The sequence below is a fragment of the Rosenbergiella metrosideri genome (genome assembly GCF_022602565.1).
Classification (GTDB): domain Bacteria; phylum Pseudomonadota; class Gammaproteobacteria; order Enterobacterales; family Enterobacteriaceae; genus Rosenbergiella; species Rosenbergiella metrosideri.
In genome coordinates this window covers 12,984-33,549 of the sequence record NZ_JALBCV010000020.1, presented here as the reverse complement: position 1 = coordinate 33,549, position 20,566 = coordinate 12,984, and the positions used below count along the sequence as shown (strand labels likewise).

Annotated in this window: 20 protein-coding genes; 3 read left to right on the top strand and 17 right to left on the bottom strand. The window is 46.5% G+C overall.

Going from position 1 to position 20,566, the window contains the following annotated elements; genetic code table 11:
* Positions 1-12: 12 nt before the first annotated feature.
* Genes MKR94_RS14980 through MKR94_RS14970 form a run of 3 tightly spaced genes read left to right on the top strand, consistent with a single transcriptional unit; the run spans position 13 to position 2,381 of the window.
* Positions 13-753: a fimbrial biogenesis chaperone gene (locus tag MKR94_RS14980; RefSeq protein WP_241647665.1), complete on the top strand. Its 741-nt coding sequence runs from the start codon at positions 13-15 to the stop codon at positions 751-753.
* A 10-nt stretch (positions 754-763) separates the two neighbouring features.
* On the top strand, positions 764-1,840 hold the full coding sequence (locus MKR94_RS14975) for a fimbrial protein (RefSeq protein WP_241647664.1): 1,077 nt from the start codon (positions 764-766) through the stop codon (positions 1,838-1,840).
* Between the two features lie 13 nt (positions 1,841-1,853).
* Positions 1,854-2,381 carry a fimbrial protein gene (locus tag MKR94_RS14970; protein WP_241647663.1) on the top strand — a complete coding sequence of 176 codons (528 nt, stop codon included), beginning with the start codon at positions 1,854-1,856 and terminating at the stop codon, positions 2,379-2,381.
* 99 nt (positions 2,382-2,480) lie between these two features.
* Here the strand turns inward: MKR94_RS14970 and glmS are convergent, their stop codons facing one another.
* From glmS to ovoA, 17 genes are all read right to left on the bottom strand, one after another.
* The gene (gene glmS, locus MKR94_RS14965) at positions 2,481-4,313 is read right to left on the bottom strand and encodes a glutamine--fructose-6-phosphate transaminase (isomerizing) (RefSeq protein WP_241647662.1); all 1,833 of its coding nucleotides are present in this window, start codon (positions 4,311-4,313) and stop codon (positions 2,481-2,483) included.
* 35 nt (positions 4,314-4,348) lie between these two features.
* Positions 4,349-5,725: a bifunctional UDP-N-acetylglucosamine diphosphorylase/glucosamine-1-phosphate N-acetyltransferase GlmU gene (gene glmU, locus MKR94_RS14960; protein ID WP_241647661.1), complete on the bottom strand. Its 1,377-nt coding sequence runs from the start codon at positions 5,723-5,725 to the stop codon at positions 4,349-4,351.
* A gap of 156 nt (positions 5,726-5,881) precedes the next feature.
* On the bottom strand, positions 5,882-6,301 hold the full coding sequence (locus MKR94_RS14955; RefSeq protein WP_092676896.1) for a F0F1 ATP synthase subunit epsilon: 420 nt from the start codon (positions 6,299-6,301) through the stop codon (positions 5,882-5,884).
* Between the two features lie 23 nt (positions 6,302-6,324).
* Complete coding sequence (gene atpD, locus MKR94_RS14950) at positions 6,325-7,722, bottom strand: F0F1 ATP synthase subunit beta (protein WP_241647660.1); 1,398 nt, start codon at positions 7,720-7,722, stop codon at positions 6,325-6,327.
* 30 nt (positions 7,723-7,752) lie between these two features.
* Positions 7,753-8,619 carry a F0F1 ATP synthase subunit gamma gene (gene atpG, locus MKR94_RS14945; protein ID WP_099824397.1) on the bottom strand — a complete coding sequence of 289 codons (867 nt, stop codon included), beginning with the start codon at positions 8,617-8,619 and terminating at the stop codon, positions 7,753-7,755.
* Positions 8,620-8,670: 51 nt separating this feature from the next.
* Positions 8,671-10,212 (bottom strand): F0F1 ATP synthase subunit alpha, encoded by a 1,542-nt coding sequence (gene atpA, locus MKR94_RS14940; protein WP_092676890.1) that lies wholly within the window; start codon positions 10,210-10,212, stop codon positions 8,671-8,673.
* A 14-nt stretch (positions 10,213-10,226) separates the two neighbouring features.
* Complete coding sequence (gene atpH / locus MKR94_RS14935; protein ID WP_241647659.1) at positions 10,227-10,760, bottom strand: F0F1 ATP synthase subunit delta; 534 nt, start codon at positions 10,758-10,760, stop codon at positions 10,227-10,229.
* Positions 10,761-10,774: 14 nt separating this feature from the next.
* Positions 10,775-11,245, bottom strand: coding sequence for a F0F1 ATP synthase subunit B (atpF, locus tag MKR94_RS14930; protein ID WP_092676886.1), 471 nt, complete (start codon positions 11,243-11,245; stop codon positions 10,775-10,777).
* A gap of 109 nt (positions 11,246-11,354) precedes the next feature.
* The gene (gene atpE / locus MKR94_RS14925; RefSeq protein ID WP_028684986.1) at positions 11,355-11,594 is read right to left on the bottom strand and encodes a F0F1 ATP synthase subunit C; all 240 of its coding nucleotides are present in this window, start codon (positions 11,592-11,594) and stop codon (positions 11,355-11,357) included.
* Between the two features lie 48 nt (positions 11,595-11,642).
* Positions 11,643-12,461: a F0F1 ATP synthase subunit A gene (gene atpB, locus MKR94_RS14920; RefSeq protein WP_099824391.1), complete on the bottom strand. Its 819-nt coding sequence runs from the start codon at positions 12,459-12,461 to the stop codon at positions 11,643-11,645.
* 8 nt (positions 12,462-12,469) lie between these two features.
* Positions 12,470-12,850 (bottom strand): F0F1 ATP synthase subunit I, encoded by a 381-nt coding sequence (gene atpI, locus MKR94_RS14915; protein ID WP_214217669.1) that lies wholly within the window; start codon positions 12,848-12,850, stop codon positions 12,470-12,472.
* Positions 12,851-13,834: 984 nt separating this feature from the next.
* Positions 13,835-14,131 (bottom strand): hypothetical protein, encoded by a 297-nt coding sequence (locus tag MKR94_RS14910; protein WP_241647658.1) that lies wholly within the window; start codon positions 14,129-14,131, stop codon positions 13,835-13,837.
* 168 nt (positions 14,132-14,299) lie between these two features.
* Complete coding sequence (gene rsmG, locus MKR94_RS14905; RefSeq protein WP_241647657.1) at positions 14,300-14,920, bottom strand: 16S rRNA (guanine(527)-N(7))-methyltransferase RsmG; 621 nt, start codon at positions 14,918-14,920, stop codon at positions 14,300-14,302.
* Positions 14,921-14,968: 48 nt separating this feature from the next.
* On the bottom strand, positions 14,969-16,858 hold the full coding sequence (gene mnmG, locus MKR94_RS14900) for a tRNA uridine-5-carboxymethylaminomethyl(34) synthesis enzyme MnmG (RefSeq protein ID WP_241647656.1): 1,890 nt from the start codon (positions 16,856-16,858) through the stop codon (positions 14,969-14,971).
* 431 nt (positions 16,859-17,289) lie between these two features.
* Complete coding sequence (mioC, locus tag MKR94_RS14895; RefSeq protein WP_241647655.1) at positions 17,290-17,730, bottom strand: FMN-binding protein MioC; 441 nt, start codon at positions 17,728-17,730, stop codon at positions 17,290-17,292.
* 153 nt (positions 17,731-17,883) lie between these two features.
* Positions 17,884-18,345 (bottom strand): transcriptional regulator AsnC, encoded by a 462-nt coding sequence (gene asnC / locus MKR94_RS14890; RefSeq protein ID WP_048913076.1) that lies wholly within the window; start codon positions 18,343-18,345, stop codon positions 17,884-17,886.
* 45 nt (positions 18,346-18,390) lie between these two features.
* Positions 18,391-20,517, bottom strand: coding sequence for a 5-histidylcysteine sulfoxide synthase (ovoA, locus tag MKR94_RS14885; protein ID WP_241647654.1), 2,127 nt, complete (start codon positions 20,515-20,517; stop codon positions 18,391-18,393).
* Between the last annotated feature and the right edge of the window lie 49 nt (positions 20,518-20,566).

The window sequence follows — 20,566 nt, the reverse complement described above, 5'->3', positions numbered from 1 at the left end:
TAGGATTTAAAAATGAAATTAACTCTACGTAGACGCCTAATGACTAGCGTCGTTTTAACCTTCTGTACTCTCAATGCTTATGCGGGGATTTCCATTGACCGGACGCGTATAATTGTCGATGCTGCAGAGGGTTCAGCAAGTGCTGAATTAGTGAATAATAATAAAGAACTCCCCTTCTTAGCACAAAGCTGGATGGAAAATAGTAATCACCAAAAAATCACCACACCTTTAATTGTGACACCACCAATCCAGCGTATTGATCCCGGAGAGAAAGACACCGTTCAAATTAATGCGCTACCTGGTGCCAAGCTGTTGCCGCAGGATCGTGAAACGATGTTTTATCTCAATGTTCGTGAGATCCCACCAAAACCCAAACATGCTAATACCTTGCAGCTGACATTACAGTCGAGAATTAAAGTATTTTATCGCCCTGAATCGTTAAAAACCCAGATCCACACCAGACCTTGGCAGGAAAAATTACAGTTTACGCGCCTCTCTGACAGGAAATGGCAAGTCTCCAACCCTACTCCGTATTACGTAATACTGCTTGGGCTATCAAAAGACAAATCTATTGATAATAATAAAATGCTCACCGACTTTACCGGCTTAACCTTAGCGCCTTTCGGGAAAGCTGAATTCGGTATCCAGCAGTCAATGGTCAGCGATTTTTATCTTTTTTATGTAAACGATTTTGGTGGCCATCCGATGATCCCTTTTCACTGTCAAGGTCAACAGTGCCTCGCGGTGAAATAAGGATATTTCCATGAATATTTTGACTAGGGTACTTTTGTTAAGTCTATATTGTGTTGGCCTCTATTCCGCCAGTACTTATGCTTATATAGATGGTGAAGTTATCCCTGAGGGTGGGGCATACAGTCCCTCTTTACCAAATTTAGAAAATATTTTTTCGCCAGGTACAACGCAAGGCGGGCAGTCCTCACCAAAAGAATATAATCTCGGCAGCCAGTATTCGGCAAAACGCTATTGTACGACCGAGATGACAGGTAGCCAGCACACATATTACCGGGCGGATATAGCGCCAGGGCTAACCGAAGTCCCTGGCTATAAAGATTTTTATCGTATAAATGAATTTTTGGCCGTTAAAATTGAAATCTTCATTTCAGGGAAAGGATTAGTCACCGTACCGTTTAATAATGTCGAAAATAGCCCGAGTATTGCTCAGCAATGCCATCCTAGCGATAACGGTACCGTCACGACGATATCGACAGGGTCACGAGGCCGACTGACTTCTTTAATGCTCGATAATTTCGTAAATGGTGCGTCAGTCGATCAGACAGTATTAACCAAACTGTATGCTCGCACGGGAAATACCTCTTCGGCATTTGGTTCTCAGCCGATTTCTGAACTGGTCTTACCTGCAGGAAAAATATCGATACAAGATCATTGTGTTATTAATGACGGATTCCCCATCGAAGTGAATTTAGGGGATATTCCCTCAAACAGTAAACGGTTAGATGGAAACGCTTATGCCCAACCCTTTGATGTAAAAATTCGTTGTACCGGTGGCAGCTTCATGTCAGGTAATTTACTTTTAAAGGCTTCGATTAAACCGGGCGCAGCCGGTACAGCGGCTTTTGATCACCAATATTTTGCCACCCAAGGTTCGGGGGATCACAGTGCCTTAGCAGTTGTCCTTCGCCAGCCTGCAGGGGTCGTCGTTCCTGAGCAACGTTATCAGCTTCCTCACGAGGGAAATCAATTTAGCGAACATACCGCGCTATGGCAGTTGTCCGCCGCGCCGATAGCTGATCCTGCTAGCAACGCAGTGCCTGAAGGTGAGTTTGAAACGAGCGCCTCCATTATTATCGACTTTAATTAATCAGAGCATATCGATGAAATTATTCACACTCACCCTATGGGTGTTTTGTTGCCTATTTTCTTTCATAGCTAAAGGCAAAACGGTCACCACTGAAGGGGGGGATCTGACAATTAAGGGCAGAGTGATTGCTCAAGCCTGTGAAATTGATAATACCGATCGCGATATTGATCTTAAGCGATTTGTTGTTCAGGAGTTGGCCGCTGGATCCCGCCGCGCCGTTCCTTTTTCGATTCATTTAAAAAATTGTGATAACAGTATTTATCAGCACGTAACGGTGGTTTTTTCAGGAAACGAGGTGCCTAATCAAGCGGACCAAATCATTACTGAATCCGATGACGGAGAGAGTGACCCAGGACTCGGATTAATATTTACCGAAGATGACGATACCCCAATCCGGCTGAATCAGCCAACGAAAACCCATAAGATCAACCAAGATACGATGGCGCTAAACTATAAGGCGACCGTCGTTCCTACCGCTGGAAAAACGATGATGCCCGGTCAATTTCATGCCACGCTAAATTATATGATTGAGTATCTTTGACCTACTAATGAAGTACAGCCTTTTTTGCGCACGGTATTCAAAAAAGCCCAGCATATTTTGCTGGGCTTTTTTCCTTAAAACGACTATCCGTGCGGGTCTTTACTCCACCGTCACCGACTTCGCTAAGTTACGAGGTTGGTCGACATCTGTCCCTTTAATCAGCGCAATATAATAAGAAAGCAGCTGCAGTGGGATGGTATAGATAATCGGCGCAAGCACCTCTTCAACATGGGGCAGAGGAATAATTTTCATATTGGGACTATCGCTAAAGCCGGCATCTTGGTCGGCGAAGACATAGAGTAAACCGCCGCGAGCGCGTACTTCTTCAATATTGGACTTTAGCTTTTCCAGTAGCTCGTTATTCGGCGCAACAATAATGACTGGCATATCAGCATCGACGAGCGCCAACGGCCCATGTTTTAACTCGCCCGCCGCATAAGCTTCGGCATGAATATAGGAGATCTCTTTAAGCTTTAACGCCCCTTCCATGGCGATAGGGTATTGATCGCCACGACCTAAGAACAATGCATGATGCTTATCAGAAAAATCTTCTGCGAGGCTCTCAATATTTTTATCTTGCGATAAAATCTGTTCAATACGCCCCGGTAAAGCTTGTAGCGCATGAATGATCTCGTGTTCCACCGCTTCAGGCTTACCATTTAGGCGAGCCATCTGTGCCACTAGCATCAATAATACGGTTAATTGGGTAGTGAACGCTTTGGTCGAAGCCACACCGATCTCTGTACCTGCCTTGGTCATTAAGGCCATATCCGATTCACGCACCAGAGAGGAGCCATTAACGTTACAAATCGTCAAGGCGCCTAAATAACCGATCTCTTTGGATAACCGTAGCGCCGCGAGGGTATCGGCCGTTTCGCCAGACTGCGATAGAGTAATTAGTAGGCTATCTGGACGCACTACCGATTTACGGTAGCGGAATTCTGAGGCTATCTCGACATCGCACGGAACACCGGCAATCGCCTCAAACCAGTAACGGGAGACCAAACCAGAGTTGTAAGAGGTTCCACAGGCGACGATTTGAATATGTTTTGCCCGAGCAAGTAGCGCAAGACCGGATTCACCCAATTCGCTGAGGTCGATTTGTCCATCATGAAAACGCCCCTGCAGGGTATTTTTTATCGCGATAGGCTGCTCATAGATCTCTTTTTGCATGTAATGACGGTACAGGCCTTTATCACCCGCATCATATTGCGCAGAAGACTCAATGACTGCGCGAGTCACAGGCGTTTCATCACTCCGGAATAGGGTCACGGTGCGACGCGTTACTTCAGCGACATCACCTTCCTCTAAAAAGATAAAACGACGGGTCACAGGTAATAACGCCAGTTGGTCAGAGGCGACAAAATTCTCACCAACTCCCAAACCAATCACCAGTGGGCTACCTGAACGTGCAGCCACCAACACCGAAGGATCGTTACTATCCATGATGACCATACCGTAGGCACCGCGTAGTAGTTTGATCACGCGTTGTACCACTTCACGTAGGCTACCACCGTGTATTTTTTGCTGCTGGTGGATTAAGTGAGCAACCACTTCGGTATCGGTTTGTGAGGTAAAAACGTAGCCATCGGCCAACAGTGCTGGACGTAACTCATCGTGGTTCTCGATGATACCGTTATGCACCAGTACAATATTATGAGATACATGTGGGTGAGCATTCACTTCGGAAGGAACACCATGCGTGGCCCAACGTGTATGGGCAATCCCTGTGCCTCCAGTAACCGGCTGCTGCTCAACAGCATCCACCAACGCCTGCACCTTACCTAAACGACGAACGCGCGTTAAATGACCCTGTTGGTCGGCCACAGCTAAGCCAGAAGAGTCATAACCGCGATACTCCAAACGGCGTAGTCCTTCTAATAAAATTTCAGCAATATCACGTTGTGCTACCGCACCCACTATTCCACACATAACATTATCCTAAACTGTTTGAATGTAAGCCGTTTTCACGAGTTACTTTTCTTTCTTGAGGGCTGCCAACCGGCTTTGCTTAACTGCTCTTTGGGATTATAGGCTAACGATGCTGAGGCAATATCACGCATCACCGTGGTACCTGCAGCAATAGTCACGCCGTCACCGACCGTAACCGGTGCAATAAGCTGAGTATCTGATCCCACAAAGACATGATCACCAATCACCGTTTGGTACTTATATTTACCATCGTAATTGCAGGTAATGGTTCCTGCGCCAATATTGACATCACTGCCAAGGGTTGCATCACCGAGATAGCTTAAATGGCCAGCTTTCGTCCCTTTACCTAATTGCGATTTTTTAACTTCGACGAAGTTGCCGATATGAACCTCTTCAGCAAGCTCAGTCCCTGGGCGTAACCGTGCAAACGGGCCAACGCTACAAGCTATTCCAAGCTGAGCACCATCGATCACGCTATAAGGGCTGACTTCTGTGTTATCGCCAATCACACTATTACGCAGAATACAGCCCGCGCCAATTTTAACGTTATTTCCCAGCACCACGTCGCCTTCGATGATGACATTACAGTCAATCTCGACATCTCGACCGTGGGTTAAATTACCGCGAAGATCGAACCGAGAGGCATCCCGTAACATGACACCCGCTAAGAGTAACTGTTCTGCACGGTCATGTTGATAGATACGTTCTAATTGTGAGAGCTGTAAGCGGTTATTCACCCCTTCGGTTTCACTTTGCTTCGTCGGGTGAACCGCACAGATTTCTCGTCCTTCGCGGTGAGCAAGCTCAATAATATCGGTAATGTAATATTCACCCTGAGCATTGTTGTTGGTCAGCTGACTCAACCAACGTTTTAGATCTCCGCCGTTGGCTAATAAAATCCCGGTGTTAACTTCATTAATGGTGAGCTGTTCAGCTGAGGCATCTTTCTGCTCAACAATACCCGTTATCGTGTCGTGGTCACGAAGAATACGGCCATAACCGGTAGGATTATCGGTAATCACCGTCAGTAAGGCGATGCCGCCTTGAGGTTTTGATGCCTGTAAACGGCGTAAAGTATCAGACGCGATAAGCGGTACATCGCCGTAAAGCATCAAAATATCTTCATCATCACTAAATGCGGGGGCGGCTTGTTGCATTGCATGGCCGGTACCAAGCTGCTCGGCTTGGTATACCCAATGCAAGTCGGGATCGGTTAAATGGCTTTTCAATAATTCGCCACCATGGCCATAAACAAGATGGATCGTTGTCGCTTCAAGGACTTTCGCTGTATCAATGACGTGCTGCACCATCGGTTTACCTGCCAAGTGGTGTAACACTTTTGGAAGGTCTGAATACATCCTTGTCCCCTTGCCTGCTGCAAGGATCACCACACTCATCGCTTTACTAGACATACAGATCCTAATTCGTTTGATTCGCTTGAAAAGATAATCACTTTACGACACAGGATACACCATATTTCTCTTACCAAAATCAGATATTGTTAAGAAAAACAACTAAAAAAAATGCCAGCCGGTAAGGGCTGGCATGATTCAGAGCACTAGGCCTGATTACATCGCTTTTTTGGTCAGTTCAATGACCCGCAGCTTGGCAATCGCTTTCGCCAGTTCCGCAGAAGCCAAGGCATAATCAACATCAGTGTTGTTTTTGCTCATTGACTCTTCAGCTTGACGCTTCGCTTCAAGCGCCTGCGCTTCATCTAACTCTTCGCCACGAATAGCGGTATCCGCCATTACGTTAACGTCATTAGGCTGAACTTCCAAGATACCGCCAGAGAGGTAAATAATCTCTTCGCTATTATCTTGTTTAACGATACGAACCAAACCAGGCTTAATGGCGGTCAGTAACGGGGTGTGGCCATGGAAAATCCCTAGCTCACCTTCGCTACCCGACACCTGGATATGTTGAACAACACCAGAGAACATCTCTTTCTCTGCGCTGACAACAGTCAGGTGAAAACTTTTAGCCATAATTATTCTCCTGGAAACTGTTATTACAGTTTCTTCGCACGCTCAACGGCTTCTTCAATGGCACCAACCATGTAGAATGCCTGCTCTGGCAGGTGATCGAATTCACCTTCCATGATGCCTTTAAAGCCACGGATAGTATCTTTCAGAGAAACATACTTACCTGGTGCGCCAGTAAAGACTTCTGCAACGAAGAACGGCTGAGACAGGAAGCGCTGAATTTTACGAGCACGGGAAACCAGTAGCTTGTCCTCTTCAGATAGTTCGTCCATCCCAAGGATAGCGATGATGTCTTTCAATTCTTGGTAACGTTGCAGTAATGACTGAACGCCACGTGCCGTGTCATAGTGATCTTGACCCACGATTAATGGATCCAGCTGACGACTGGTAGAATCCAGTGGGTCAACCGCTGGGTAGATACCCAGAGATGCAATTTGACGGCTCAGTGTCACTGTTGAATCTAAGTGAGCAAAGGTGGTCGCTGGTGATGGGTCAGTCAAGTCATCCGCAGGAACGTAGACCGCTTGAACAGAGGTGATTGAACCCGCTTTAGTAGAAGTGATACGTTCTTGAAGAACACCCATCTCTTCTGCCAAGGTTGGTTGGTAACCTACTGCTGAAGGCATACGACCTAACAGTGCTGATACTTCGGTACCGGCTAGGGTGTAACGGTAGATGTTGTCAACGAACAACAGTACGTCACGACCTTCGTCACGGAATTTCTCAGCCATCGTCAGACCGGTCAACGCAACGCGCAGACGGTTTCCTGGTGGCTCATTCATCTGACCGTATACTAACGCTACTTTATCGATAACGTTTGAATCAGTCATTTCGTGATAGAAGTCGTTACCTTCACGAGTACGCTCACCGACACCGGCAAACACTGAGTAACCTGAGTGCTCGATCGCGATGTTACGGATCAGTTCCATCATGTTTACGGTTTTACCTACACCCGCACCACCGAACAGACCAACTTTACCGCCTTTTGCAAAAGGACAGATCAAGTCGATTACCTTGATACCTGTTTCCAGAAGCTCAGTGGAGTTCGCTAGCTCTTCGTAGCTTGGTGCAGCGCGGTGGATAGGGTTAACTTCCACAGTGCTACCGTCTTCGTTCGCCAGGTCACCTTTCATATCGATCGGTTCGCCCAGAACGTTCATGATACGTCCAAGGGTTGCTTTACCGACTGGAACCTGGATAGGTTTAGCCAAGTCAGTCACTTGAAGACCACGCTTCAAGCCATCAGAAGTACCCATTGCAATCGTACGAACAACACCGCCACCTAATTGCTGTTGAACTTCCAGCACTAAGCGAGCGTCGCCATTTTGAACCTCAAGAGCATTGTACACCTGTGGTACTGCATCTTGAGGGAATTCGACGTCAACGACCGCGCCGATAATCTGGACAATCTTTCCAGTTGCCATCTTGAATCCTCTACCTAATTCGTTACCTGGTTAAACCGCGGAGGCCCCCGAGACGATCTCGGTAAGTTCCTGGGTGATGCTGGCCTGACGAGCTTTGTTGTAAACCAACTGGAGCTCTTTGATCAGGTTTCCGCCGTTGTCGGTTGCAGCTTTCATCGCCACCATACGTGCGGCCTGCTCGCTGGCCAGGTTTTCCACAACACCCTGATAAACCTGAGATTCGACATAACGGCGCAGCAAAGTATCCAGCAACGCTTTCGGATCGGGTTCGTACAGGTAGTCCCAAGTTTTCGTCTTCAACTCTGCTTCGCCTTCAGCTGGCGGTAACGGCAGCATCTGGGTAACGGTTGGGGTCTGGGACATCGTGTTGTTAAATTTATTGCTAACGACATAAAGCTTGTCGATACGGCCTTCATCGAAGGCTTGTAACATCACTTGGACTGGACCGATGATATCAGCCAGTGCAGGTTTATCGCCTAAGCCACTTGCTTGAGCAACAACGTTACCGCCAACAGCTTTAAAAAATGAGAGCCCTTTCGACCCGATAATGGCCAGATCACTCTGAACACCTTTATCGGACCAAGCTTTCATCTCTGTCATTAATTTTTTGAACAAGTTAGTGTTCAAACCACCACAAAGCCCGCGGTCGGTAGAAACGACCAAATAGCCGACGCGCTTAACGTCACGCTCATCCAGGTAAGGGTGCTTGTATTCCAGATTTCCTAACGCTAAGTGACCGATCACTTTGCGAATAGTCTCTGCATACGGACGGCTGGCTGCCATGCGTTCCTGCGATTTACGCATTTTGGAGGCGGCTACCATTTCCATCGCTTTGGTGATTTTCTGCGTATTTTTTACGCTTCCAATCTTACTACGTATCTCTTTTGCGCCGGCCATGAGCTTCTCCTCAAAGTCAGGCGGCCTGCTTACTCAGCAAGCCGCAAGACATTACCAGGACTGGGTTTTCTTGAACGTTTCGAGGAGAGCTTTAAACTTCTCTTCGATTTCGCCGTTGTAATTACCAGATTGGTTGATTTCCTGCATCAGTTCCGCGTGCTCACGAGCAGCATAAGCTAACAGAGCCGATTCAAAGCTGCCGATCTTAGACAGTTCTACATCGCTCAGGAAGCCACGCTCAGCAGCAAACAGAACCAGACCCTGTTGAGAAACAGACATTGGCTCGTATTGCTTTTGCTTCAGCAACTCAGTCACTTTCTGACCGTGATCTAATTGCTTACGAGTCGCTTCATCAAGATCTGATGCGAATTGAGAGAATGCTGCCAATTCACGGTACTGTGCTAATGCGGTACGAATACCACCAGACAGTTTCTTGATGATTTTGGTCTGCGCTGCACCACCCACACGAGATACAGAGATCCCTGGGTTAACGGCAGGACGGATACCGGAGTTAAATAGGTTCGATTCTAAGAAGATCTGACCATCGGTAATAGAGATTACGTTAGTCGGAACGAACGCAGAAACGTCACCCGCTTGAGTTTCGATGATTGGCAGCGCGGTTAATGAACCGGTCTTACCTTTCACTGCACCTTTAGTGAAGTTTTCAACATACTCAGCGCTAACACGTGAAGCACGCTCTAGCAGACGAGAGTGGAGATAGAAAACATCACCAGGGAATGCTTCACGTCCTGGTGGACGACGTAGCAGTAGTGAAATTTGACGGTAAGCAACAGCTTGCTTAGACAGATCATCATAAACGATCAGCGCGTCTTCACCACGGTCACGGAAGTATTCACCCATTGCACATCCTGCGTAAGGCGCAAGATATTGCAGTGCAGCAGATTCAGATGCTGAAGCAACAACAACGATAGTGTTAGACAGCGCACCGTGCTCTTCTAATTTACGAACAACGTTCGAAATCGTTGAAGCTTTCTGACCGATAGCAACGTAAACACATTTGATGCCTGAATCGCGTTGGTTGATGATTGCATCGATCGCCATCGCGGTTTTACCGGTCTGACGGTCACCGATGATCAGCTCACGCTGGCCACGGCCGATTGGAATCATCGCATCAACTGCTTTGTAACCTGTTTGTACAGGCTCATCAACAGATTGACGGTCGATAACACCTGGAGCAATCATTTCTACTGGAGAGAAACCGTCGTTTTCAACAGGTCCTTTACCATCGATAGGTGCGCCAAGAGTGTTAACAACACGGCCTAACAGGCCACGTCCAACAGGAACTTCTAAAATACGGCCAGTACACTTCACTTTCATGCCTTCGGCAAGATCAGCGTAAGGACCCATCACTACTGCACCAACAGAGTCGCGCTCTAAGTTCAGTGCGATAGCGTAACGGTTGCCGGGTAGGGCAATCATCTCACCCTGCATAACATCATTGATGCCATGAACACGGATGATCCCGTCACTTACAGAAACAATTGTACCTTCATTGTGAGCTTCGCTCACGACATCGAACTGAGCAATACGCTGCTTGATCAGTTCGCTGATTTCGGTGGAATTCAGTTGCATATGCTCCAGTCCCCTTAAGACTGCAAGACGTCTGCTAGACGATCTAGACGGCCACGGATACTTCCGTCGATGACCGTATCACCCGCACGGATGATGACGCCTGCCATTACAGACTTATCGATTTTGCAATTCAGCTTAACTTTGCGTGATAAACGTTTTTCCATCGCGGCACTGATTTTAGCCAGTTGCGCCTCATTCAATGCGCTTGCAGAGATAACGTCGACTTCCGCCGTTGCTTCATACGCGTCACGTAATTGAATAAAGCTTTCCAGAACAGCAGGAAGCGCGGTCAAACGACCATTTGTAGCCATTACCTTAACCAGGTTCTGACCATGGGCATCAAGTTGATCACCGCACACAGTGTTCACCGTGGCAGCTGCTTTTTCAGAGGCGATAGCGCCTGAAAGTAAATCAGCAAGCTGCGGAGTGCGAACCACTTCTGCGGCAAATGCTAGCATGCTCTGCCAGCGATCAATAGCTTGGTGCTCAACAGCAAAGTCAAAAGCTGCTTTGGCGTAGGGGCGAGCTACAGTAATAAGTTCAGACATCAGCCCCTCCCTCCTTACAGTTCAGCGACCAGTTTATCAACGATGTCGCTGTTAGCAGCTTCATCCACGGAACGCTCGATGATTTTCTCAGCTCCTGCGACAGCCAGTAACGCAACTTGCTTACGTAGCTCTTCACGGGCACGTTTACGCTCAGCATCAATTTCTGCCTGCGCTTGTGCGACGATCATAGTACGTTCAGCATCTGCTTCAGCTTTCGCATCTTCAAGAATCTGTGTACGACGTTTGTTCGCCTGCTCAATAATAACCTGAGCATCTTCTTTGGCTTTTTTCAGCTGGTCGGTCGCATTAGCTTGCGCGATATCCAGATCTTTTTTGGCTTGCTCTGCAGAAGATAAACTATCAGCAACTTCTTTCTGACGTTTTTCGATAGCAGCCATAATTGGCGGCCATACGTACTTCATACAGAATAAGACGAACAGGATAAATGCGATGGCCTGGCCGAGGATTGTTGCATTAATATTCACAGCACAATGCCTCTCAATAAGTTAACTTGCTCTGCCGCTTATCACTATAACAAGCGGCAGACTCTGTTCTTTCGTTTGTTAGCTTGCTTAACGCTCGCCAACAACGTTACTAGGCGACGGCAAACATCACATAGAGACCCAGACCTACAGCGATCATAGGAATTGCATCCACCAGACCCATAACAACAAAGAATTGAGTACGCAGCAGAGGAATCAGGTCAGGCTGACGAGCAGCGCCTTCCAAGAATTTTCCTCCAAGGATGCCGATACCGATCGCAGCACCGATAGCCGCCAGGCCCATCATCACAGCGGCAGCCATGTACAGCAGATCCATATTCACGTTTTCCATGACAGTCTCCAGTTTGTTTCAATCAAATCAATAATGTTGGTGTAAAAATCAATGCTCTTCAGATGCCATCGACAGATAGACAATCGTGAGGACCATGAAAATGAAAGCCTGTAACGAAATAATCAGGATGTGGAAAATGGCCCATGGCACATTCAGAACCCACTGTGACCACCACGGTAACAGACCTGCAATCAGGATAAAGATCAACTCACCCGCATACATGTTACCGAACAGACGCAGACCCAGTGAAACAGGTTTCGACAGTAAGCTAACACCTTCAAGAATCAGGTTGATAGGGATGAAGATCGGATGATTGAAAGGTTGTAAAGTAAGTTCTTTAGTGAACCCGCCTACCCCTTTCATTTTGATGCTGTAGAACAGAATCAAAATAAATACGCCCAGTGCCATAGACAATGTTACGTTTACGTCAGCTGATGGGACGACACGCAGTGCTGGCAGACCTAATACATGCTCACCAATGTATGGCAGCAGGTCGATAGGTAGCAGATCCATGAAGTTCATCAAGAAGACCCAGACGAAAATTGTCAGTGCCAATGGAGCGATCAGTTTGCTTTTGCCATGGTACATATCACGTACGTTGGCATCGACAAAACCTACAACAAGCTCAATTGCCGCCTGAAGCTTACCTGGCACACCGCTCGTTACGTTTTTAGCAACTTTGCGGAACAGCACCAGAAAGATCAGTCCCAGGACAACAGAAAAGAACATAGAGTCCAGATTCAGTATCCAGAATGTTGCCGGAGCGTCGTGCGCATTCACCAACTGGAAAGTACGAAGATCAATCTGTAAATGTGTCAGATGGTGACCAATGTATTCCTGTGGGGTTGAGATTTCTCCTGCGGACATGATGCTTCTTACCCTTTTTTGTTAATTACAACCGGTGCGATAACTTGAACTACACACACCGACAACCAGCTTATTGCAAGGGGCCAAAATGCAGCCCCACACACACCTAACGCCACAATAAGCATGATGATGGTTAAAACAACCTTCATCGCTTCACCGAATGCAAAGCTCCAGGCAACACGCCCTTTTGCTGGTGATTGCCCTTGCAGGCGCCAGGCCAGAAACGTAAATAGGATATTTGGCAACCAGGCCGCAATCCCTCCTGCTAGAGCAGAAACTCCATCGTGAGTGCTTTTTAGGGTAAAAAGAAGCCCCAGAACAACTAATGTTCCAAGCTGGATAATCAGTACCGCCTTAGCCAATCGCATACTGTAAAAGGCTAGTGACATAACGTGAAAATTCCCCTTTGACCCGGAATGGTATTTCGTGTGCTTAAAAAGCTGCTGTGGCCACTTAAAGAGTGAACAGCAAAAGCCGTGCAAATTATACGGGGAGCACCTGCGATTTCAATCTGTAACTTGCGAAAAGATGAACAATTATTTAAATTTCTTTCAGAAAAGCGTTATTCAGCCGATTATCCCGAAAAAATTCCCGTAAATAAAAGAATAAGTCTGACTCTTCTTCGTTAATAGTTAACCAAATTAAAACATTACTGAAACATTTACGACGAATTATTCAATTAACCTTATAAAGACAAGGGGTAAACTAGTGATATTTAAGGCGGGAAATGTGTCGAATTACGGCTGTTTTCTTTAAGTTGAAAAGTAGAAATACCATCACCGTATATCTCTACTTTTCATCCTATCTGTTAGCTTTTTTGAGCCGCTTTCTGGCTAGTAATGCTGTTTATATTCTCAACGATATTTTTTATCCCTAGCCCAATACCTGCACCGATTTCTAAGCCAGACCAGACAAAAGCGGTACTGAGATTATTAGCCTTGAAGACGCCATTGACCAGAGCCCTACCGTGAAATCCATCGCTAAACCGATTGGCGTGGTAATTAATTCAAAAACCCCCAGACATTTGCTGAGATTGCTGGACGGTTAATTCGCTCATATTGATTCCTTTCATTACTGTGTAAAGTTAGTTTAGTTATGCACCTTTCACTGTACTCACGCAGGGTAAATTATCATTTTAACTATTTAAAACAGATATTTAGATAGAAATCATGATCAAATTCTGAAAAAATGAGGGGTAGGTATTAGTTACATTAGATTTTCTTAAGATTGAAACATGGATGTTCGTCGTTTAAACAACGTATTATTGATGCAGACAAAAATCGACTTCCCCCCTCCCCCATTTACCAATCCGTTCACCTAAGTTGAAAAGCAGAAATGTCATGGTTTTACATCTCTGCTTTTCAGCCTATCAATTAGCTAGTTTGAGCGGCTTTCTGTTGATTGATGCTATTTTTATTTTTCACAATGCTGACGACGCCAAGACCAATACCTAACGCTGCCGTAATAGGGGCAATCCCTACTGCCGCGCCAATTCCCGCACCCAGCTGTAAGCCAGACCATTTAAAGGAAGTCTTTATATTACTGACTTTATATCCCGCATCGACTATTGATCCAATCGCTAAGCCCATTACTGCACCGATCGGGGTTGTGACAAAGCCAAAGATCCCGCCTGAAACCTGCTGGGACTGCTGTACTGTTAACTCTTTCATATTGATTCCTTTCATAACTATTAGTAAATAGCATTAATTATCGCTGTTAAATGCACATGTCAAAGTGCCGATGCAGAGTAACTCATCATTTTAACCTTTGTAAACAGGTAGTTAGCTAGGATTTTTAGCCATTAGAATGTAAAAAAGGAACCTATACGGTTCCCTTAATTATATTTTCTTGAGTATTAAAAGATGACGTTCTTCATCTAACTGCGGGACCACCAAACGGTGGGAGGCTTCAAGTTGAATATTTTCTGGTAAAGATTCGCACTCTTCAGCAGGAAATTGCCCCTTCAAAGCGTAAAAATGCCCCTCTCCCTCTGCCGGAAGATGTTGACACCAATGCAACATATCATGGACGGATGCAAAAGCTCGGCTTATCACCCCATCAAACGGCGGCGTGGCAGGATATTCTTCAACTCGTGACTGCACTGGGATAATATTTTGCAGTTTTAGCTCATGTTGGACTTGCTTTAAGAATCTAACGCGCTTTCCTAAGCTATCCAATAACGTGAATTCAGCCTCTGGCATCACAATAGAAAGGGGAATACCCGGTAACCCAGGTCCTGTCCCAACGTCGATAAAGCGTTTACCCCGTAAATACGGCGCGACGACAATACTGTCCATAATATGACGGACGATCATCTGTTGAGGGTCCCGTACGGACGTCAAATTGTAAGCTTTATTCCACTTATCTAATAACTCAACATAAGCGACCAGTTGCTGTTTTTGTTGATCGGTTAGAGAAATAGCCGACTGATTAAGAAGTTTTGAAAGTTGTGTTATCACAGAATTTGTTCCGAAAGGGAGAGGAAGTTTCACTTCCTCTCAACTGACTTAGGCACTTTTACGTAGCAACCCTTGCTTTTTAAGCCATATCAGCAAAATTGAGATGGCCGCAGGGGTAATACCTGAAATACGAGAGGCTTGACCAATCGATGTCGGTTTGTGGTCATTGAGCTTCGCGATCACTTCGTTCGATAAGCCATTTACATTCTTATAATCGAGGTCGACAGGAAGTAATGTATTTTCATTGCGTAAGTGTCGAGTAATCTCTTCTTGCTGACGAGCGATATACCCCTCGTACTTAACCTGAATTTCAACTTGCTCGGCTGCCAACGGATCGGTAACTGATGGCGTAAACAGGGCTAATTCGGTTAAGGCTTGATAGGTCATTTCAGGGCGACGCAGTAAATCTTCACCGTTCGCCTCTTTAGTCAATGGTGCACTCAATACTTGATTCAGATCGTCAACGTTTGTCGATTTCGGATGAACCCAGATATCACGTAAACGTTGACGCTCAAGCTCAATCATTTCCAGTTTTTGGTTAAATGCGGTCCAGCGAACGTCATCAACCAGTCCGAGATCACGGCCGATGGCGGTAAGACGTAAATCAGCGTTATCTTCACGCAGCATTAAACGATATTCTGCCCGAGAGGTAAACATACGGTAGGGTTCTTTGGTCCCTAGCGTACAGAGGTCGTCGACGAGTACGCCGATATACGCTTCGTCACGTCTTGGCGTCCACGCCTCTTTATCGGCAGCAAAACGTCCGGCATTTAAACCGGCGAGGAGTCCTTGCGCAGCCGCTTCCTCATATCCGGTTGTGCCATTAATCTGTCCAGCAAAGAACAGCCCCTGAATGTGCTTACTTTCCAGTGATGGTTTCAGGTCACGGGGATCAAAGAAATCATATTCAATGGCATAGCCAGGACGGATGATCCGTGCATTTTCCAGTCCCTTCATCGAATGCACAATTTGCATTTGGACATCGAAAGGTAAGCTGGTTGAGATTCCGTTGGGGTAAATCTCATTACTGGTCAGGCCTTCAGGTTCTAAAAAAATCTGATGGGCGTTACGATCAGCAAAGCGCATAACTTTATCTTCGATCGAAGGGCAGTAGCGCGGGCCAATACCTTCGATAATCCCTGCATACATCGGGCTACGATCCAAATTATTACGGATCAAATCATGCGTTTTTTCATTGGTATAAGTGATGTAACACGCCATCTGCTCTGGGTGTTGCGCAGCATTTCCCATAAATGAGAAGACTGGGCTTGGGTTATCACCGTGTTGCGGCGCAAGTTGGCTAAAGTCAATAGTGCGTGCATCAATACGGGGGGGAGTGCCGGTTTTTAAACGATCAACTCGCAAAGGCAGTTCACGTAAACGACGAGCGAGTGGGATCGATGGTGGATCCCCCGCACGGCCACCACTAAAATTATCCAAGCCGATATGAATTTTACCGTCTAAGAAAGTGCCTACCGTTAGAACGACTGAACGCGCTTTAAATTTTAAGCCCATTTGGGTCACAGCGCCCACTACCTGATCGTTTTCGACGATCAGATCGTCGACAGCTTGCTGGAATATCATTAGGTTAGGCTGATTTTCAAGAGTCGTCCTTACCGCTTGACGGTAAAGAACCCTATCCGCTTGTGCGCGAGTAGCCCGTACCGCAGGGCCTTTGCTGCTGTTTAGTATCCTAAACTGAATGCCCGCATGGTCGATCGCCGTGGCCATTAATCCACCTAAGGCGTCCACTTCCTTAACCAGATGGCCTTTACCGATACCGCCGATTGCCGGGTTGCAGGACATCTGTCCCAACGTATCGATATTGTGAGTCAACAATAGCGTTTTTTGGCCCATACGAGCCGCAGCCATTGCCGCTTCCGTGCCAGCATGACCCCCACCAATGACAATGACGTCAAAAGGATCTGGATAAAACATGAAGTGTACCTCGGTTGATGAAATCTGTCGGACTGAATGTCCAGGTGATGAATTCTACTTAAATTATCGAATGGGGGAAAGTAGCACGATCCTTAAGGTTTAAAAGAAAGATCTTTATTCTGTATATGATCTTTCTGTTAGATCTCTTATTAGGATCGAGCTTTTCTGTGGATAACCATTATTTCTTTAACAATATCAGGCTATTCAATGTGATCATTTCATGTGAATGATCGGTGATCGTTCTCCGTATAAGCTGGGATCAAGATAGGTAGTTATACACAGGTCAATAAGTGAACTCATGTTATCAGGTGGATAACCACGGGTTTTACGCACGATCTTCGCATTGTTATCCACAGAACTTTCATGATCTTTCTGCTAAATACAGAGTAAAAAACTAGGGATCTCGAAAAAAAAACGATCTAACGCGGGGATTAAATCTTCTCTACCCACTCCACCAACCACTCTTCAGCCGGATCTTCAGGAATTTCGTGTTCTAGCACATCTATTTCAAGACGATCGCCAATTCGAATGGCTCCGAGCTGGGTTAATTGCTCATCAAGCGTCTTTATCGCCCCACAGAATAGATCGTACTCTCGATTACCGAGTCCAATTGCGCCATAGCGAACACCACTAAGATCCGGTTTTTGCTCTGATAAGGTTTCACTAAAGTCGAGCAGATTATCCGGTAACTCGCCTGCACCGTGGGTGGAGGTGACAATGATCCAAATTCCTTCTAGCGGGACTTCATCGAGCTCTGCACCATGAAGTAATTCACTGGTATGACCTGCTTCGCTTAATTTATCCGCGAGATGCTCTGCAACATACTCGGCACTCCCCAGTGTGCTACCCGTAATAAAAGTAATTTCAGCCATATGCCCTCCTCAATAAAGGCGGCCATTGTACTCGGTGATCAAGCGGTGATCCACCTGTGGATAATAGGGGGATTATTATTTTGTAACTATTTAGGAGAGATTGAGCACTGTGGATCAAAGCACTGATAACTTTATCCACAGTATTCAGGTCGATTACGCTTTGATCGGGCGATCGATGGGGTTTTGTAGAGAGATCAGGGTTTCAGTGGACTGTATTTCATCAATGGTCTGGATCTTATTGACCAGCACATGCTGCAATGCATCGATGGATCGACACATGACTTTGATAAAGACACTGTAGTGGCCAGTGGTGTACCAAGCCTCGACGACCTCATCGAGTGCTTCAAGCTTTTGTAAAGCAGCAGGGTAATCGCGCGCACTTTTTAAAATGATGCCAATAAAGCAACACACATCAAACCCGAGTTTACGGGGATCGACTGCAATATGGGTGCCCGTTATCACTCCACTTTGGCGCATCTTTTCGACACGAACGTGGATGGTCCCGGCACTGACGCCAAACATCTTGGCCAGTTCGGCGTAGGGCGTTTTTGCCTGTTTAAGTAGAACATTAAGAATATCTCGATCCAGTTCGTCGAGTTGCGAGGCATCAGACATATCACAATCCTTGAAAAAACAAACGCCCTATCGGGCGCCTGTACGTTACGCTCTGCGGCGCCAATAGCTTGCTTGCGCCACGGTATGTTGATATTTACGGGCCGTCTCACGGATGACAAACGGAATATCTTCCGCTGGCTGAATCTCCTCAAAATCATCGCGTAATAGTCGTTGCAATGTTTGGTAGGTAGTGACGGCTTCACCGTTCTCACGAATTCCCCCTAACCAATTTTCTTTAGGCGTAAACGCTTCTAACCACGTATAGGGTGAAGAGAGCATTAACACGCCACCAGGTTTCAATAATGAACTAAGACTATTAAGGAAGCGTGTTGGCTCGCGTAAGCGATCAATTAAGTTTGAGGCAAAGATAAGATCATACTCGGCGTGTGTCACCTTTAAATTACAGGCATCCCCCTGTTTAAAATCGATCTTTTGCCATTGTTCGGCGGTGATGGCTAATTCGCTGAGGCGGACTTGATGATAATCGACCAGCTCGCCTTCGGTAGGCAGTGCATAGCGGAAATCTTCCCCGGTCATCAGTTGTAGCGCCACATCAATAAAGCGCGCTGAATAGTCGATACCGGTTACCCGATCAAAGTAGCGACTTAGCTCGAAGCTGGCACGTCCAGTGGCACAGCCGAGGTCCAAGGCATGAAGAGTACTGTGGCAATGGGGAATCACTTTCTCGACCAAGGCTTTAGCATAATTCTCTACGCAGAAGCGGTTCTCGCCATACTGGAAGTCGAGATATTGAGCGACCATGGTGTCAGTTTCGTAAGGATTTTTTAGCATAGTTTCCTGATGAGTCGATTCTACGTAGCGAAAGCCAGCGTGTTGGAAAAAATGACGACGAAAAGCATAGCGTGCGGCTTTTAACGCCTCATTACCGGTTGATATCCAGCTCCCGCCTTTGATTAAGTTATGTTTACCGTCGAAGGTCGGTGTCGAAAAGTCGTCGTATAGAGGGTGTACGGTAAAGCCTTGATAACCGCTGATCGGCGTTGTGGTCCATTGCCACACATTACCAACGATATCGAAGAAATCACCCTGCGCAAAATAGGTCACAGGACACGAAGAGGCCCAGCCTTGCAGATTGATATTTCCGATAGGGGTTTGCCAGTCTGGGTGGTCTCCGTCGATCGGTTCACGTAACCATGCCCACTCTCCCTCACTAGGGAGCTGAATCGACCGGCCTGATTTCGCTGATTTCCATCGACAGAAAGCCGAAGCTTCCAATTGATTAACCTCGACAGGCCAATCCCACGGAAAATCAATCTCTTCGGTGAGAACGCGCAGCTTAAGCTGATCAGGTGATGCAATATCGCCTACCCAGAATGTCGGCTTATCAGCCTGAGTGTAGGTTCTCCATCCCCAGCCTTCTTCGTCCCACCACTCGGCAGTTTGATAGCCACCATCACTGACAAATTCGTAGAACTCGGCATGACTCACCAGCATTTTACTGGCAGCAAAGGGCGCAATGATTTGCACCTGTTGGCCATATTCATTATCCCAGCCGTAATAATCGTCTTTCTTACCTAGCGTTAATGTTCCTCCTGATTGAGGCACTAACGTATTGTCCGGTACCTCTTGACGACTTGATGAGAAGTGCGGACAAATAGGCCAAGTCAGTTGCGGGGTAACCCAACTGATAGGGAGTTGTCGGATGAGAACACTCGAGGTTTCGAGATGAATACGCTCATGTTCGATGCCCATTAATATCGCCCAAGCCGGATCATTCCAACCGATAGGAAGAGTGAGGGGAAGATGAGTAATCACCTCAATCACTTGTTGGCGAACACGGTCGCGATAGTCTTGTACTGCTGCAGGGGTGGGCCAAGCGTAATGATCGTCATTCAGATCGTCCCAACTCATCTCATCGACGCCAATGGCCATCATGGCTTCCATTCGCTCATCGATCCGCTCGGTGATGTAGCCACCAGCGATCAATTTGTTGATAAAAAAGGTGGCGGTATGCGCGTAGTAAAAGATAAGAGGATGGCGAAGCGGGATCGCTTTAGTTGTCCAAGCTTGTTCTTCCGTGAGGCAAGTAAACAATTGCTCGTAGGTATGCCAAGTGGTTTGAAAGTAGTCGAGAAGTTCTCGACGTTTCTGCTCGGGGTCACTGCCTGAGAGCGAAGGGGTAAAAGCTGGTGTTAGCGTTGTAGTGTTCACGATAGTCGCTTTCCTTAATGATTATGTTCAAACTATAGCAGTCCCTTAG

What these genes read in the sequence shown, in the direction of transcription:
- MKR94_RS14910 (WP_241647658.1), bottom strand. Translation starts at nt 14,131, where the DNA reads ATGAAAGAGTTAACAGTACAGCAGTCCCAGCAGGTTTCAGGCGGGATC.
- MKR94_RS14955 (WP_092676896.1), bottom strand. Translation starts at nt 6,301, where the DNA reads ATGGCTAAAAGTTTTCACCTGACTGTTGTCAGCGCAGAGAAAGAGATG.
- mioC (WP_241647655.1), bottom strand. Translation starts at nt 17,730, where the DNA reads ATGGCTGAAATTACTTTTATTACGGGTAGCACACTGGGGAGTGCCGAG.
- MKR94_RS14980 (WP_241647665.1), top strand. Translation starts at nt 13, where the DNA reads ATGAAATTAACTCTACGTAGACGCCTAATGACTAGCGTCGTTTTAACC.
- atpE (WP_028684986.1), bottom strand. Translation starts at nt 11,594, where the DNA reads ATGGAAAACGTGAATATGGATCTGCTGTACATGGCTGCCGCTGTGATG.
- glmS (WP_241647662.1), bottom strand. Translation starts at nt 4,313, where the DNA reads ATGTGTGGAATAGTGGGTGCGGTAGCACAACGTGATATTGCTGAAATT.
- atpD (WP_241647660.1), bottom strand. Translation starts at nt 7,722, where the DNA reads ATGGCAACTGGAAAGATTGTCCAGATTATCGGCGCGGTCGTTGACGTC.
- atpH (WP_241647659.1), bottom strand. Translation starts at nt 10,760, where the DNA reads ATGTCTGAACTTATTACTGTAGCTCGCCCCTACGCCAAAGCAGCTTTT.
- mnmG (WP_241647656.1), bottom strand. Translation starts at nt 16,858, where the DNA reads ATGTTTTATCCAGATCCTTTTGACGTCATTGTCATTGGTGGGGGTCAT.
- atpA (WP_092676890.1), bottom strand. Translation starts at nt 10,212, where the DNA reads ATGCAACTGAATTCCACCGAAATCAGCGAACTGATCAAGCAGCGTATT.
- asnC (WP_048913076.1), bottom strand. Translation starts at nt 18,345, where the DNA reads ATGTCTGATGCCTCGCAACTCGACGAACTGGATCGAGATATTCTTAAT.
- MKR94_RS14975 (WP_241647664.1), top strand. Translation starts at nt 764, where the DNA reads ATGAATATTTTGACTAGGGTACTTTTGTTAAGTCTATATTGTGTTGGC.
- atpG (WP_099824397.1), bottom strand. Translation starts at nt 8,619, where the DNA reads ATGGCCGGCGCAAAAGAGATACGTAGTAAGATTGGAAGCGTAAAAAAT.
- MKR94_RS14970 (WP_241647663.1), top strand. Translation starts at nt 1,854, where the DNA reads ATGAAATTATTCACACTCACCCTATGGGTGTTTTGTTGCCTATTTTCT.
- atpI (WP_214217669.1), bottom strand. Translation starts at nt 12,850, where the DNA reads ATGTCACTAGCCTTTTACAGTATGCGATTGGCTAAGGCGGTACTGATT.
- glmU (WP_241647661.1), bottom strand. Translation starts at nt 5,725, where the DNA reads ATGTCTAGTAAAGCGATGAGTGTGGTGATCCTTGCAGCAGGCAAGGGG.
- atpB (WP_099824391.1), bottom strand. Translation starts at nt 12,461, where the DNA reads ATGTCCGCAGGAGAAATCTCAACCCCACAGGAATACATTGGTCACCAT.